The organism is Pseudomonas sp. JV449 (assembly GCF_032424295.1).
Taxonomy (GTDB): domain Bacteria; phylum Pseudomonadota; class Gammaproteobacteria; order Pseudomonadales; family Pseudomonadaceae; genus Aquipseudomonas; species Aquipseudomonas marginalis.
This window is the reverse complement of the sequence record NZ_VYKD01000014.1, coordinates 149,676-164,277: the sequence shown is the minus strand read 5'-3', so window position 1 is coordinate 164,277 and position 14,602 is coordinate 149,676. Positions and strand designations below refer to the sequence as shown.

11 protein-coding genes are annotated in these 14,602 nt (G+C 61.5%); all 11 read right to left on the bottom strand.

All coding sequences use genetic code 11. From position 1 onward, the window contains the following. Positions 1–10 precede the first annotated feature (10 nt). The 11 genes from F6S08_RS13370 to F6S08_RS13320 all read right to left on the bottom strand — a co-directional run bounded on the left by F6S08_RS13370 (position 11) and on the right by F6S08_RS13320 (position 14,573). Positions 11–829: a hypothetical protein gene (locus F6S08_RS13370; RefSeq protein WP_141691301.1), complete on the bottom strand. Its 819-nt coding sequence runs from the start codon at positions 827–829 to the stop codon at positions 11–13. A gap of 142 nt (positions 830–971) precedes the next feature. Beyond that, positions 972–2,675: an AMP-binding protein gene (locus F6S08_RS13365; protein WP_074846985.1), complete on the bottom strand. Its 1,704-nt coding sequence runs from the start codon at positions 2,673–2,675 to the stop codon at positions 972–974. A 31-nt stretch (positions 2,676–2,706) separates the two neighbouring features. Next, positions 2,707–4,005: an acetyl-CoA C-acetyltransferase gene (locus F6S08_RS13360; protein ID WP_065927126.1), complete on the bottom strand. Its 1,299-nt coding sequence runs from the start codon at positions 4,003–4,005 to the stop codon at positions 2,707–2,709. Then, the gene (locus tag F6S08_RS13355) at positions 4,002–4,892 is read right to left on the bottom strand and encodes a MaoC/PaaZ C-terminal domain-containing protein (RefSeq protein WP_315871707.1); all 891 of its coding nucleotides are present in this window, start codon (positions 4,890–4,892) and stop codon (positions 4,002–4,004) included. Before F6S08_RS13355 ends, F6S08_RS13360 begins: the two co-directional genes overlap by 4 nt. 4 nt (positions 4,893–4,896) lie before the next feature. Then, positions 4,897–6,240 carry a 3-oxoacyl-ACP reductase gene (locus F6S08_RS13350; protein ID WP_315871706.1) on the bottom strand — a complete coding sequence of 448 codons (1,344 nt, stop codon included), beginning with the start codon at positions 6,238–6,240 and terminating at the stop codon, positions 4,897–4,899. A 151-nt stretch (positions 6,241–6,391) separates the two neighbouring features. Next, complete coding sequence (locus F6S08_RS13345) at positions 6,392–8,917, bottom strand: acyl-CoA dehydrogenase (RefSeq protein WP_315871705.1); 2,526 nt, start codon at positions 8,915–8,917, stop codon at positions 6,392–6,394. Positions 8,918–9,171: 254 nt separating this feature from the next. Continuing rightward, the gene (locus F6S08_RS13340; RefSeq protein ID WP_065927130.1) at positions 9,172–10,626 is read right to left on the bottom strand and encodes an outer membrane protein transport protein; all 1,455 of its coding nucleotides are present in this window, start codon (positions 10,624–10,626) and stop codon (positions 9,172–9,174) included. A gap of 131 nt (positions 10,627–10,757) precedes the next feature. Then, entirely contained in the window at positions 10,758–11,252 is a 495-nt protein-coding gene (praB, locus tag F6S08_RS13335) for an alkane oxidation protein activator PraB (protein ID WP_027608591.1), read from the bottom strand. Positions 11,253–11,375: 123 nt separating this feature from the next. Then, complete coding sequence (gene praA, locus F6S08_RS13330) at positions 11,376–11,870, bottom strand: alkane oxidation protein activator PraA (protein ID WP_074846989.1); 495 nt, start codon at positions 11,868–11,870, stop codon at positions 11,376–11,378. 117 nt (positions 11,871–11,987) lie between these two features. Next, positions 11,988–13,268 (bottom strand): alkane 1-monooxygenase, encoded by a 1,281-nt coding sequence (locus tag F6S08_RS13325; RefSeq protein ID WP_065927132.1) that lies wholly within the window; start codon positions 13,266–13,268, stop codon positions 11,988–11,990. Between the two features lie 306 nt (positions 13,269–13,574). Next, positions 13,575–14,573 (bottom strand): alpha/beta hydrolase, encoded by a 999-nt coding sequence (locus tag F6S08_RS13320; protein ID WP_315871704.1) that lies wholly within the window; start codon positions 14,571–14,573, stop codon positions 13,575–13,577. Positions 14,574–14,602: the final 29 nt, after the last annotated feature.

Below are 14,602 nucleotides of genomic sequence, written 5' to 3'. Positions count from 1 at the left end.
CACCTCTCAATCAGCGGAAGTGAAGCCTGTCGAGCATGTCGGGACGCCTGAGGAGTTCCTTCGCCAGCCAGGCCTGGCGACCGAAGTAGGGATGCCTGGTAACGGTCCAGTTGGCAACTTCATGCAGTTTTTCGAGGCTGAGGTGGAAGGGCCACTGCGGAGCCTTGAACAGATCGACATCACGCATCAGCTCTCGGGCCAACTCTTTGTCATTCTGGTTTTTAAACATCGTGATGTTGAGGTTGTTTCGATCGATCAGGCCATCCAGCCCGCCGGTGATATGGTGACGGTCCATATCATCGACCAGGTCTCCACGCCTCATCAGTTCCCGTGCCAGGCGGATATTCTGGTCTTTTTCATAATCGCCGGTCAGCGGTTTGCCGGCCATATCCTTCAGGCCGTCCTTGGTGATGAACCCATTGGGTGCCTTGAAGTCATCGAACCTGTCGAGCAGCATGCGTGATAGGTCCGCATTGCTCTTGCTACCGAAACCGTAGCAGGGCCTGCAGGGGAACGGGTCGGGACTTGGAGGGCGCTGGGCGCCAAAGCAGTGGCGGACGAACAGCTTGAAATTGCTCATAACCCCCAGGGGCCAATAACCTGCTTTGATCTGCTGTGCACGGTCACGCGCCTCGAAGCCGGCGGTATCCGCGTTCGCGTAAAACGCCGGCGACCGCGGGGTGTCACTCGACTGAAAGCTGATTGAGGCGCTCTTTTGCGGAGTGGCGGACGAATTCGCCGTTGGTTTTGGGGAAGAGCTATTGCCCTGATCCACCTCCGAGTCCAGGCGTGAGGAAGTAACAGGTTTATCAAGAGCAGGCGCCAACATCGTTTGATGTCTCCAGTCCGGTTTGGCCAAAAAGTGTTCACCTGCCTGTCCAGCGTCGCACCAAGACGCAGATACACAGCGATAACGCTGGGTTGCAAGTAGTCCTTATGTGGCAAGCCTGTCCGAATCAGTTCCTGCTTTTCTAGCGCAAGGCTCGACGCAGCACTTTGCCCACTGTCGTTTTAGGCAACTCGGTACTGCGAAACTCCACATACCTGGGCACCTTGTAGCCCGTCAGGTATTCGCGGCAATGGGCGAGGAGCTGTTCCTGGGTCAGGTTCGGGTCCTTGCGCACCACGATGATCTTGACCTTCTCCCCCGTCACGCCGTCTTCCACGCCGATGGCCGCCACTTCGCCGACGCCCGGGTGCAGCGCCACCACGTCTTCGATTTCATTGGGGTACACGTTGAAGCCCGAGACCAGGATCATGTCTTTCTTGCGGTCCACCAGGCGGATATAGCCGCGTTCATCCATCACGCCGATGTCACCGGTCGACAACCATCCCTCGGCGTCGAGCACTTCGGCGGTGGCGTCCGGACGCTTCCAATAGCCCTGCATCACCTGTGGGCCGCGCACCTGCAGTTCGCCTTGCTCGCCGATATCGGCCAGCTCGCCGTCTTCACGCATAAACCGTACCCAGGTCGACGGCAGCGGGACGCCGATGCTGCCGGTGAATTCCATTTCGCGCATGCGCGCAATGTCGATCGGGCTGATGCTCACCACCGGCGAGCATTCGGTGAGGCCGTAGCCTTCGATGATCGGCAGCCCGGTGACGTCCTTCCAGCGCTTGGCCACCGCCGTGTGCGTGGCCATGCCGCCGGCGATCACCATGCGCAGGTCGGAGAAGTCCCGGGCGCAGAAATCCTTATTCTCCAGCAAGCCGTTGAACAGCGTATTGACCCCGGCAATGCCATTGAAGCGCTCCTTGCGCAGGATCATCTGCACCCGCTTCACATCCCGCGGGTTGGCGATGAGGATGTTGCGCCCGCCCAGGCACATGAACATCAGGCAGTTCACCGTCAGGGAAAAGATGTGGTACAGCGGCAGCAGGGTGACGTTGGTTTCCTGCTTGTCCTGGTCCAGTTGGTCGCCGACCCAGGCCTTGGCCTGCAACAGGTTGGCGATGATATTGCGATGGCTGAGCATCACGCCCTTGGCATCCCCGGTGGTGCCGCCGGTGTATTGCAGGAAGGCCAGGTCGTCGAGGTGCATGTCCACCGGGAAGTGGTTGAGCGCGCGGCCCTGCTTCAGCACCTGGTTGAAACGCACCGAGCCCCTCAGGTTGAACGCCGGCACCTGCTTTTGCACGCGACGCAGGATGAAGTTCATCGCCGCGCCCTTGAAGCTGCCAAGCAGATCACCGATGGCGGCCACCACCACGCGCTTGATGCTGCTGCCGGCGATGACTTTTTCCAGGGTGTGGGCGAAGTTTTCGAAGATCACCACGGTTTCGGCGCCGCTGTCCTTGAGCAAGTGCTTGAGCTCATGGGCGGTGTACAACGGGTTGACGTTGACCACCACCGCGCCGGCCAGGATCGTGCCCAGCAGGCAGATCGGGTACTGCAAGCAGTTGGGCATCATCAGCGCCACGCGGTCGCCCTTCTGTACGCCCTGGCCCTGCAGCCAGGCGGCGAACGCAATGCCTTGCACCTGCCAGTCGGCGTAGGTCATTTCGGTGCCGATGCTGACGTAGGCGACCCGCTCGCGAAATTTCTCCAGGTGCTCCAGGAACACCTCGCGCAACGACGGGTAGTCCTCGATACCGGCATCGATGTCCGCCGGGACGCCGGGCAGGTAAGCGTTCAACCAGACCCGTTCGGTGTGTTCCAGGCTGATAGCGTTCATGGCAGTCTCCTTATTGTTGTTTTTGATGGGGCTACTTTTCGACGATAGCGGTAATGCCCAGCCCGCCCGCCGCGCAGATGGAAATCAGGCCGCGACCGCCGCCCCGCTCGTGAATGGCCTTGGCCAGCGCCGCCAATTGCCGGCCACCGGTGGCGGCAAACGGGTGGCCGCAGCCTAGAGAGCCGCCGTTGACGTTCATTTTGGCGCGGTCGATGGCCCCCAGCGGCGCCTCCAGGCCGAGCCGTTCGCGGCAGTAGTCGGCGTCTTCCCAGGCCTTGAGCGTGCACAGCACCTGGGCGGCAAACGCTTCGTGGATCTCGAAGAAATCGAAGTCGGCGAAACTCAGTCCTTCGCGCTTGAGCATGCGCGGTACGGCGTAGGCCGGCGCCATCAGCAGGCCTTCGCTGCCGTCGACAAAATTCACCGCCGCCGTCTCGCCCGTGCGCAGGTAGGCCAACACCGGCCAGCCATGGGCCGCCGCCCAATCTTCGCTGGCCAGCAGCACCACCGAGGCGCCATCCGTCAGTGGCGTGGAGTTGCCCGCCGTGAGGGTACCGTGCTGGCGGTCGTAGGCCGGGGACAGGCCGGCGAGTTTCTCCAGGCTGGCGTCGGCGCGCAGGTTGTTGTCCCGCGCCAGGCCGCGATGGGGGCTGATCAGGTCGTCGAAGAAACCGCGCTGATACGCGGCATCCAGGCGCTGGTGGCTGGTGAGGGCCAACTCGTCCTGGGCCAGGCGCTTGATCTGCCAGCGTTGGGCCATGGCTTCGCAATGTTCGCCCATGGACAAACCGGTACGCGGCTCGCCATTGCGCGGCAACAGCGGCTTGAACAACATCGACGGACGCACCTTCAGCAGCGCCTTCACCTTGTCGCCCATGCCCTTGGCGCGGTTGGCCGCGAGCAAGGTGTGGCGCAGGGATTCATTGATGCCGATGGGCGCGTCGGAGGTGGTGTCGGCACCACCGGCGATGCCCACGTCAATCTGGCCGAGGGCGATCTTATTCGCCACCAGCAAGGCCGCTTCCAGGCCGGTGCCGCAGGCTTGCTGCACATCGTAGGCCGGGGTCTGCGGGGACAAGGTGGTCGACAGCAGCGATTCACGCGCCAGGTTGAAATCCCGTGAATGCTTGATCACCGCGCCGGCGGCAAACTCGCCCAGGCGCTGGCCGTGCAGGTTGTAACGGTCGACCAGGCCTTGCAGCGCCGCCACCAGCAGGTCCTGGTTGCTGTCGTGGGCATACACCGTGTTGGAACGGGCGAACGGGATGCGGTTGCCGCCGATGATCGCCACGCGGCGGGTCGGGGCCGGATTGAAGCTGTAGTCACTCATGTAGGGCTCTCATTCCAGACAAATAGCCCGCGCATATGCGGTTTGTCGCCGGCGAAATTGCGCACTTCGAATTCGCGCTGTGGGCCGCTCACGGGGTGTTGCCACAGGGCGACCTGGCCGGGCAGGAAGATCGGTAGCTTGAAGTCGCAATGGGCTTCGGCCTGACCCAGGCCCCCGGGGGGTTGTTGAGCGGCCAATGCGCGGCCGAGGGTCCACATGCCATGGGCGATGGCGCGGCGAAAACCGAAGAGCCTGGCGCCGATCAGTGAGGTGTGGATCGGGTTGAAGTCCCCGGAGACCTTGGCGAAGCGCCGCCCCAGATCGGCCGGCAACACCCAGCGCTGGGTGCGCAACAGGCCCTCCTCCTGCAACGCCAGCGCGTCCTCCCATGGCTCGCCGACGGGACCTTTCACCGCGCGGCGCAGGTACAGGCTGTCGCTTTCCCACACCAGGCTGCCGCTGCTGTAGGCACGGGTGGCGATGCTCAGCGCCTGGCCCTTGGCGTGGGCCACCCAACGTTCGCAAAAGACTTCCAGGCGCAGCGCCTGGCCTTCCTGCAGGCGCTGGTGCTGCCGGATGCGGTTGGCCAGGTGCACCATGCCACTGGCCGGGTACGGAAAACTCGGACGGGTCAGCAGCATCAGGTGCAGGGGGAACGCCAGCACATGGGGGTACGACAGCGGCACGCCTTGTTCGCGGCGAAAGCCACAGGCACGGCCGTAAGCCGCAATGCCCGCAGCGGACAATTCCACCGCCGAGCGCACCAGGCGCTCCCTGGGCAACAGCGGTGCGCCGTCGAGCTTGGGTTTGCGCAGGCCACGTACGCCGTCCAGCAACAGGCGCGTGCGTGATGGCGGTGGGTCGATGATCTGCGTCACGTAGTCCATGGACTCAGGCTCCCAGCAGGCTTTGGCCGCACACGCGCACGACCTGGCCATTGATCCCGCCCGACGCCGGGTGCGCCAGCCAGGCAATGGTTTCGGCCACATCGATCGGCTGCCCGCCTTGGGACATCGAGTTCATGCGCCGCCCCGCTTCGCGAATCATCAGCGGAATTTTTGCGGTCATCTGGGTCTCGATAAACCCCGGCGCCACCGCGTTCACCGTGACCTGTTGCGCCGCCGCACGCGGGGCCAGGCCTTGCACCAGGCCGATCACGCCGGCCTTGGAGGTGGCGTAGTTGCTTTGCCCGAGGTTGCCGGCAATGCCGGAGATCGACGACACGCACACGATACGCCCCCCCGGATTCAGGCCCTGGCTATCCAACAACGCACTGCTCAGGTGCAACGGTGCTTCGAGGTTGACCGCCAGCACGCTGCGCCAGGCCGCCTCCGTCATCTTGCCGATGGTCTTGTCGCGGGTGATCCCGGCGTTGTGCACCACCACATCGAAGGCACCGTATTGGCTGACATGGGCATGCAACTGGGCAGCGGCGTCCGCTGCCGTGATGTCCAAAGGCAGCGCCGAACCGTCCACACTCGCGGCCGCCTGTTGCAGCGAGTCCCGGGCCTGGGGCACGTCCACGCAGACCACATGGGCGCCCTCGCGGGCCAGGACCTGGGCGATGGCCAGGCCAATGCCTCGGGAAGCACCGGTGACCAGCGCGCGTCGGCCGGCGAAGGGTTTGTCCCAATTGACGGCGACCTGCCCATCCACCGGTTTTTCCAGGCGCACCACCTGCCCCGACACATAGGCCGAACGCCGCGACAGGAAGAAACGCAGGCTGCTGTCCAGTGAGTCTTCCGCTCCCGGAGCCACGTACAACAACTGCACGGTGATCGCCCGGCGCAACTCTTTGGCCAATGAACGCACCAAGCCTTCGAGCGCACGCTGGGCGATGGCCTGGGGCAACTCGGTGCAGTGTTCCGGCGCGGTGCCCAGCACCACAACGCGGCCATGTTGGCCCAGGCGTTTGGCGTTGGCGTGGAAGAACTCATAGAGCTCGCCCAGTTGTTGCAAGCCGGTTATGCCGCTGGCATCGAACACTGCGCCCTGCACCTTGACCGTGGACGGCGCCTTGAGCGTCGCCGGGGTGGCGGTGACCGTGTCGGTGGCGCTGAACACCTGTTGCACCTGCGCAGCCAGGCGCCCTGCCCCGGCGACAATCACCGGGTTGGCCAGGCCTGGCTGGCCGCTGCGGTGACGCTGCAACGGCACGGGCTGGGGCAAGCCCACCACCTGGGCCAGGCGACGGCCCCAGGGGGAATTGACGAACGATAGGTAGCTGTCACTCATAGATAGATCCACTCACCACACAAACTTGCCGTGTAAACCCGATCCATGTCGGAGGGGGCAAGCCCTAATGCCAGTCATGTAGGAGCGAGCTTGCTCGCTCCTACATGACTGGCATTGGACCCATCCCTCTCCCACATTGACCGCGTTTGTCCTAGTTGACCAAGGCGTTTTCGCTTTGGCTGCTGCGCCGCTTGGCGACCGGCTCCAACGCCTGCCTGCGCTGCTGCAACGCCTCCAGCAAACCGAAGTCCTGGGGGAAGTCATCCACCTGGATAGCGTGGTCGGCGTATTCCACATAGCGCGCCAGCAAGGCGTCTTCGTCGTCGCTGATCAGGTCCAGCGCCCGCGCCTTGACGCGCCAGGCGGTGAAGGCCGTGGCGGCAATCGGCATCGGTTCGAGCAGGCCTTGCCTGATGGCCGGCTTGAGCCGGGCGTCGATCAGCTCGACTTGCGGCAGCAGGCGCAAGCCCAACTCGCCGTAGGCCAGCTTGTCGATTTCCGGACGCGGAATGTAGGAATTGGCCAGCAGGCGGTCGCGTGTTTCGCCGGGGATCTGCACCACATCGGCCACCTGGGCCAGCAGCTGATCCGAAGGTTTGCGCAACGGAATACCGAACGGGAACGTCAAGCCACGCAGCACCGCCGCCGCCGCTGTGGAGGGGTAGTTGTCCAGCACTTCGGCAAGGGCTTCATGGGCACGCAGCAATGCGTCCTGTGCCGCCCAATGCACCAGCGGCAGGTCTGCCTGGGGCCGGCCGTCGTCCTCGAAGCGCTTGAGCACGCAGGACAGGATGTACAGCTGCGACAGAATATCGCCCAAACGCCCGGTGATACTTTCCTTGCGCTTGAGGGCACCGCCCAGCACGCCCATGGAAATATCCGAGATCAGCGCCAGTACCACCGACAGGCGATTGGCCTGGCGATAGTAGGACGCCAGCGCCGGGTCGGTCTTGGCCGGTACGGAAATCAGGCGCCCGCCGGTCAGGGCATGCACCGCCGCACGTACGGTGTTGGCCAATACAAAGCTCACATGGCCGAACATCGCGCTATCAAAGTCTTCCAGCGCCTGGCGCCGATCCGGGTTGCGCGCCGCTTCCATTTCGCGGAACACATAGGGATGGCAACGAATCAGGCCCTGGCCAAAGATGATCAGGCAGCGCGTCATGATGTTCGCGCCTTCCACCGTGATGGCGATGGGGCTTTGCTGATAGGCACGGGCCAGGAAGTTATTGGGGCCCATGCAGATGCCCTTGCCGGCGACGATGTCCATGCCGTCGTTGACGATCATCCGCGCGCGTTCGGTGACGTGGTACTTGACGATGGCCGAGATCACCGAGGGTTTCTCACCGGCATCCAATGAAGCCACCGAGACCTTGCGCACCGCATCGCAGGCATACAGGTGCCCGGCCATGCGCGCCAGCGGCGCCTGCACCCCTTCGAACTTGCCGATGGGCAAGCCGAACTGTTTGCGCATCGCCGCGTAGGCCGTGGTACCACGCACCGCGACCTTGCCCAGGCCGACGTTGGCCGACGGCAGGGAAATGGCGCGGCCGGCGGCCAGGCACTCCATCAACATGCGCCAGCCGTTGCCGACCTGTTCGCGGCCGCCGATCACCCACTCCAGCGGGATGAACACATCCTTGCCGGTGGTCGGGCCGTTCTGGAATACGGCATTGAGCGGCCAGTGCCGGCGACCACTGTTTACGCCGGGATGGGAGGTGGGGATCAGGGCACAGGTGATGCCGAGAGAGCCTTTCGGCCCCAGCAATCCGTCCGGATCTTCCGCGCGAAACGCCAGACCGAGCACCGTGGCGATCGGTCCCAGGGTGATATAGCGCTTGTCCCAGGTCACACGGAAACCCAGTACTTCCTGGCCTTCATGGGTGCCTTTACAGACGATGCCCAGATCGGGAATCGCCCCGGCATCGGAGCCGGCATACGGGCTGGTCAGGGCAAAGCACGGGATGTCTTCGCCCCGGGCCAAACGCGGCAGGTAGTAATTGCGCTGGGCGTCGGTACCGTAATGCAGCAGCAGTTCGGCCGGGCCCAGGGAGTTGGGCACCATCACCGAAATCGCCGCCGCCGAGCAGCGCGTCGACAGCTTCATCACCACTTGGGAATGGGCGTAGTGGGAGAAGCCTTTGCCGCCGTACTGCTTGGGAATGATCATGCCAAGGAAGCCGGCGTCCTTGGTGTACTGCCAGCCTTCGGGGGACATGTCCTGCCAGACCTGGGTGGTTTCCCAGTCGTTGGCGATATCGCACAAAGTTTCCACTTCATTGTCGAGGAAGGCTTGCTCCTCGGCGCTCAGGCTCGCCGGGGCCGCTTGCAGCAGGCGCTGCCAGTCGGGCTTGCCGCTGAACAGCTCGGCGTCCCACCACACGGTGCCGGACTCGATGGCGGCGCGTTCGGTGTCGGACATCGCCGGCATGATCGTGCGAAACAGATTGAGGGCCTTGCCGGTCAACAGCGCGCGGCGCAGCGGTTTAAGGCTCATCAACAACGCCGGCAATACCACCAGCACGGCCGCGACGGTGGCGCCGAAAGCCGCCACTCCATTGAACAGGTAGCCCGCTGTCAGCCAGATCAGGCCAGCGACCAACCACAGGATGGCGGCAGCTTGTCGATACGCCAGGGCAATCGCGGCTGCGACACCCACCAATAACCAGATAACCATGGGGATACCTCTACTCGATTCAGGGCGTGGTTTACGTGCGAAAGGTCGGATCGACCTGCGGCGTAAAGCCACACTACAAACTTGGAAAGACAAATTCAAATTTTGTTTTGAAATTTTTATTTAATACCTGGACGAAAAAATAGCGGCTGAATGAATCAGCCTGGAATGCCAATACTCAAGGAACTGTTGACGTGGAATGAGGGTGAAGGCATCAAGATGCGCTTGGTGCCTTTTCCATCACCCTCTATGAAATATCAGAACGCGTAGGTGGCCGACACGCTCACCACATCGCCCGACGACTCCGCCTTGCCATTCAGGCTTGCGCCACCCAGGCGATCGACGTTTTGAGTCTTGAGCTTGACCTCTTGCACGAACTGGTGGGAATAGGCCAAGTCAAGACTGAGGCCCTTGATTGCTTTCACATCGTAACCAGCCCCCAACGACAGGAATGTACGGTCGCCATCCGGGATTCGCGGGTCGCGGGTCGAATTGCGTGTAGGTGTCTGGTCAAGGGCTACACCTGCACGCAAGGTCAACTCATCGGTCAAGCGGTAGTCACCGCCGAGGGAGTACATCCAGGTGTTCTTGTAGTTGTAGGGAATGGACACAATGGTGGTGCCACCGGACTCGAGCGTCAGGTCTTTGAAAGAGGACCACTCAGTCCAGGTCACACTGGCCCCCATCGTGAAGCGATCGTTGAACTGGTGTACCCAGTCCAGGCCGGCCGTGGCAGGAATGTCCAGTTGGACACTGGCATGGGCGCCGTCCGGTGCCAGCTCTAACCCTGGATAAGCGGTATTCACCAACGTACCGCTACCGCCAAACGGACTTGGCTGGGTCATCAGGTTGTAGGAAAACTGATCGGCGTAAATATTATATTTGCCGGTCATCTTGTTCTTGATCTTGGCGTGGTAATTCAAGCCAAGGGTGTCTCGCTCCGTGGGTTTCCAAACAATGCCGGTAAACCAGCCCGCTGAAATGTTGTCGACCTTCACACGCATCAAGGCACTGCCGACATCAGACGGAAAATTGATCCCGCCCAGCACGGAATCGGACACCGCGGCGGCAGACAACAAGTCCACGTTTTGACTGACGAAGCCCTTGCTGTGTTGCACGATCACGCCACCGCCGATAGAAAATTGATCATTCACCTTAAAGGACAGGGATCCGGTCAATCCTACGGTTTCAATTTTGGTGTCCACTGCAAAGTCGCGCAGTTTCGAGTCCTGATCCCAAGTGGAGCGCATACCCTGCGGCACTACCTGGCTCAGGCCGAAAGCGAACCGATCCCCCAGGGGCATGACCATGAAACCGGTTGGCAACCAGGCAGTGAACCCGCCTTGGCCGCCGTCGTTGTTATTCACCGTGGTCGATGCGACGTCGGGAAAACCATTGGCGTCCAAGGGCGTATTGGAAATCGGGTTGCCTGCATAATCAGAGGCGTCACCTTTGTACTTGATCTTAATGCGGGCGTAGTCGACGGTAAATTGCGCCACGTTGTGTTCGACAAACGCCATGGCCGCCGGGTTGTTGTACGCGGAACTGGGATCGTTCTTGAACAACGAGCCACCGGCAAATGCCCGGCCCCAACCGGGTGCGCCGTAGGTCGGTGTTGAAAAACCGCCGGCCTGTGCAGGCGCGTTCACCATCGCCCCGCCTATCAGTGCCAGCCCCAGCAAAACCTGCACGTGTTGTTTCTTATTATTCATGCGGCACTCCTTATTGTTATTTCTCTGAGCCGGCCCCGCCGGTTCGTTTTGCTTCCGGCAGTTCACAAACTGGCGCCCGATCGAGGCGCCAGTCTTTCAACAGGTGATCAGCCCGGTGTGTCAGTTGCCCATCAAGGCACGATGGTAAATGTCGGGCTTGGGGTAACGCTGAGGCTCACCACGGTGCAGCTACCACTCAGGGTCTGGTTGGAGGCGGTCAGTACACCACCGCTGTAGCCCACGGTGATGGTGGACGGACCGCAATTGGACGCCGGATACAGAACCGACGCGGCGATGGTGTAACCAACGTTGCTGACCGAGCCCGCAGCGGCACCGGTGGCGGTCAAGGTCCATGGCAGACCGGTGATTTTCGGCAGCGCACAAAGACCACCGCCGGTCACCGCCACACCGGTGATTTTTGCCACACCGCTGGCATCGACGTTCCCGGTAAAAGTTGCGCCGCAGTTAACAGTGGCCTGGAACGACGATGGCGACTTCACCGAAATGGTGCCTGGCGCAGTGAAGCTCGAGTTCACCGGGGTGATGCTATAGGCATTGGCCATCGACGCAGCACCCATGCAAACAGCCAAAGCAGACAACGATACGAGGGTTTTCAAGCTTTTCATTGTTTTTCCTCACATGTTATGGCGAGTCATTTCGCCAGGGGGTAATGGCCATGAACGAGAGGTCACGGTGAAACTGCAGAACTTCCCTTTCCAGCCAAATTTCAATTCAATTACCGAAGCACGTTACTCAACAACTTTGAAGTTCGGCGGCATCTTGATCGACACCGTCTTGATCTTGCAGTCTTCGCCAATCGGTACATTGGCGGCTTCCAACTTGCCGGTGGCGTTATCCCAGGTGCCATCGGCGGTGGAAGGCCCGCACTTGCCGCCCAGGCCGAAAGCGTGAACATCGACACTGATCTTCGACATGGAACCGCTCCTGGTATCTTTGGCGATCAGGATCCACGGCAAGTTGATGGCTTCGACGCGACTGCACTTGAGGCCGCCGTCGAATTCGACTTTGTCGACATTGACCGAGGAACCGTCCGCAGCGACCTTGCCGGCCACCTTGATGGTGCAATCGGCGCTGATCAGCGCGCCTTTGGAGAAGCTGATCGGGCCCTGGGCGGTAAAGGCGCTGCCCGCCGGTTCGATACGCGCGGCCTGGGCCTGGTGATAGGTGATCAGGCCCAGCACGGCCAATACGATATGGGTGGTGAACTTGGCAGGTGTTTGCATGGTGTACGTCCTTCCCTTTCATTATTTTTGTTCGGGTCAAAGCACTTTCTCGGGGCGATAAAATCCTGCGCGGCAATCAGGCCCCGAGCACACAACAAAACTAAGTGTTACTTCAGATCAAAACGGCTTGGCACTGCCGCTGTACTTCTCCAGGTACTTCAAACGCTGTGAAGGTTGAAGATTGGTCAGGGTGATATCCCCGGCATAATGATTAAGGACTCGATGATCCATGCGCCGCCGCCACAAGTACGGTACATACGCCCAGACAATCATGCTCGCGTAACCATAAGGCAGTTGCGGCGACTCATCGAAGTGGCGCAACGACTGATAACTGCGCGTCGGGTTGGCGTGATGATCGGAGTGCCGCTGCAGTTGGAACAGAAAGATATTGGTGACAATCCGATTACTGTTCCAAGAGTGCCGAGGCGAACACCGTTCATAACGACCGTTGGGCAACTTCTGGCGTTTAAGGCCGTAGTGCTCTACATAGTTCACCACTTCCAGCAACGAGAAGCCGTAGATGCCCTGGATAACCAGGAACGGAATCACCGCTGCCCCGAGCCAGGCAATCATCGCGCCCCACAACACCACGCTGTACATCCAGGCACTGAGCACAGCGTTTTTCCAATGCCAGGCCGGCAGGCCGAGTTTGCGCAGGCGCTCGCGCTCCAGGTTCCAGGCCGAGTGTGCGCTGAACCACACCGAACGCGGCAGGAAGGCCCAGAAGCTCTCGCCCAGCCGCGAGCTGGCGGGGTCCTCCGGCGTGGCAACACGTACGTGATGGCCACGATTGTGTTCGGTGTAGAAGTGCCCGTAGAAGGTCGGCGCCAGGGTCACCTTGGCGAGGAACACCTCCAAAGCGTTGGGCTTGTGCCCCAGTTCATGGGCGGTATTGATCGCAATACCGGTGGCGGCACCGGTCGACATCGCCATGCCCAGGTAAGTGAACCAGCTCGGTTCGCCATGCAGTTGAGTGCGGGCGGTGATGTAGCTGGCGGCGTGGGATAGCCAGCTGGAAGGGTCCAGGTTCGCGGCAGCCTGCAACAGGCCACCCTGGATGATCCAGTCGATCCCGCCGGCGGCCAGCCAGCCGGTGATCACCACCGAGGAGATCACGAACAACACGCCGGTATAGACGATCCAGCGGTAGTAGCTTTGGGATTCGAGGTGGCCAACGGCGGATTCGGGCGGGTTGCTCACGTCTTCACCGAGCAGACCGTCGATCAATGGGATCAGGCCGAAGATCACCAGCACGCCGACCCACCACAGTTGCTGGATACCGGTCGTGATCGCCAGGGTGCCGGACAACAACGGCGTGGCCAGCGGCATGATGCCCAGCCACCACAGGTGGCGCTTGCCGTCGGTCCACACGCTTGGGGCAGCCAATGTCTGATTCATGGCTGCCTCCGGATGAGGCGGGTTGGCAGGGACGCAAAAAACAGCTTCGAGGAATGCTGGGCACCCCAGGAAATCAACCATGCGATAAAAGACGTTTTTTTCATTTTTATTCGCTCTTAGGCATTTCAAAAATCATTTCAAAATAAATATTGAAATATTTTTTTAAATAAATAGCGCGGAATCGTTAGGTCGTCAACTACTTTTTCGAGGCCTTTTTTACGTGACTGGACAGTCTGTTTTTCAGCTGTTTGGTCAGGTCTCTAGGGCAGGCATTTGCGACGTTCGACCCGGCGATGAGGGCCACGATTATTTGTTCGCCAAGGCAAAGGGCGGATGCAGGACCGTGGCCGTTTCCACCGGGCGCACGCGCTTGGCCACGTGCAGCACGGCCTCGACCACCCGCGCCGTGGCGGTGATCGGCAGCATGTGGCCGCGCCCTTCCACCACTTGCAGCTTGAGGCCGGGCACTTTATCGGCGAGGGCCTGGCCATGCCGGCGGAAGTCCAGCACCTTGTCCTGCGCGCCATAGATCAGGCCGATGGGCAGGGCCAGTTGGGGGTAGCGCTTGACCATCCCGGGCAGGCAGTCGTTGACCAGCGCAATCTCGCTGGAGGCGGCGTAAAAGTTGTCGGGGCGCATACCCAGCAAGCCGCCGCCCCGGGTGGCGAAATCCTCGGGAGCGGCGTCCGGCGCAAACACGCCCTTGACCACCGAACGTCGAGTCAACAGGCCCATGGGCACGGTGAGGGTTTTGGCCACAAAGCGTCGCAACCAGGCCGGTCGCACCGCCAGCGACCAGAACACCAGCGGCAACCTGGGTTGGGGATGGGTCAACGGTGCCACCAGCACCAGGCCCGATATAGCCTCAGGATGATCGAGGGCCAGGGCCAGGGAAATCGCGCCGCCGAGGGAATGCCCGAGCACCAAGGGTTTGTTCAGGCCAAGCTGGTTGATGAAGGCCGCGACTTGCCGCGCCTGGGCCGGCAAGTCCGCAGCGGTACCTTTATGCCGCGTGGAATACCCCGACCCGGGACGGTCGAGGGTGATCACCCGAAAGTGCTCACGCAACTGGCGGGACAAGGCATAGGTCAGGTTGCGACTGCTGCCCATCAGCCCGTGAATCATCACCAGGGGCGGGCCCTCGCCCTCTTCCACATAATGAAAGCGCTCGCCATTCACCTCCACGAAGCGCCCGTTGATCGGAACAGCGGCTTCGATGCGCCGTGTCATCCAGGCGCTGAAACCCCATAGCACCGCACTTGCCCCCACCAGCACACCTGCAGCAGTCACCCATTGCACAGCCATAGCTCGTCCTCGGCTTCCCTGTGACCGGC

What these genes read in the sequence shown, in the direction of transcription:
- F6S08_RS13360 (WP_065927126.1), bottom strand. Translation starts at nt 4,005, where the DNA reads ATGAGTGACTACAGCTTCAATCCGGCCCCGACCCGCCGCGTGGCGATC.
- praB (WP_027608591.1), bottom strand. Translation starts at nt 11,252, where the DNA reads ATGAAAAGCTTGAAAACCCTCGTATCGTTGTCTGCTTTGGCTGTTTGC.
- F6S08_RS13355 (WP_315871707.1), bottom strand. Translation starts at nt 4,892, where the DNA reads ATGGACTACGTGACGCAGATCATCGACCCACCGCCATCACGCACGCGC.
- praA (WP_074846989.1), bottom strand. Translation starts at nt 11,870, where the DNA reads ATGCAAACACCTGCCAAGTTCACCACCCATATCGTATTGGCCGTGCTG.
- F6S08_RS13345 (WP_315871705.1), bottom strand. Translation starts at nt 8,917, where the DNA reads ATGGTTATCTGGTTATTGGTGGGTGTCGCAGCCGCGATTGCCCTGGCG.
- F6S08_RS13325 (WP_065927132.1), bottom strand. Translation starts at nt 13,268, where the DNA reads ATGAATCAGACATTGGCTGCCCCAAGCGTGTGGACCGACGGCAAGCGC.
- F6S08_RS13365 (WP_074846985.1), bottom strand. Translation starts at nt 2,675, where the DNA reads ATGAACGCTATCAGCCTGGAACACACCGAACGGGTCTGGTTGAACGCT.
- F6S08_RS13350 (WP_315871706.1), bottom strand. Translation starts at nt 6,240, where the DNA reads ATGAGTGACAGCTACCTATCGTTCGTCAATTCCCCCTGGGGCCGTCGC.
- F6S08_RS13340 (WP_065927130.1), bottom strand. Translation starts at nt 10,626, where the DNA reads ATGAATAATAAGAAACAACACGTGCAGGTTTTGCTGGGGCTGGCACTG.
- F6S08_RS13320 (WP_315871704.1), bottom strand. Translation starts at nt 14,573, where the DNA reads ATGGCTGTGCAATGGGTGACTGCTGCAGGTGTGCTGGTGGGGGCAAGT.
- F6S08_RS13370 (WP_141691301.1), bottom strand. Translation starts at nt 829, where the DNA reads ATGTTGGCGCCTGCTCTTGATAAACCTGTTACTTCCTCACGCCTGGAC.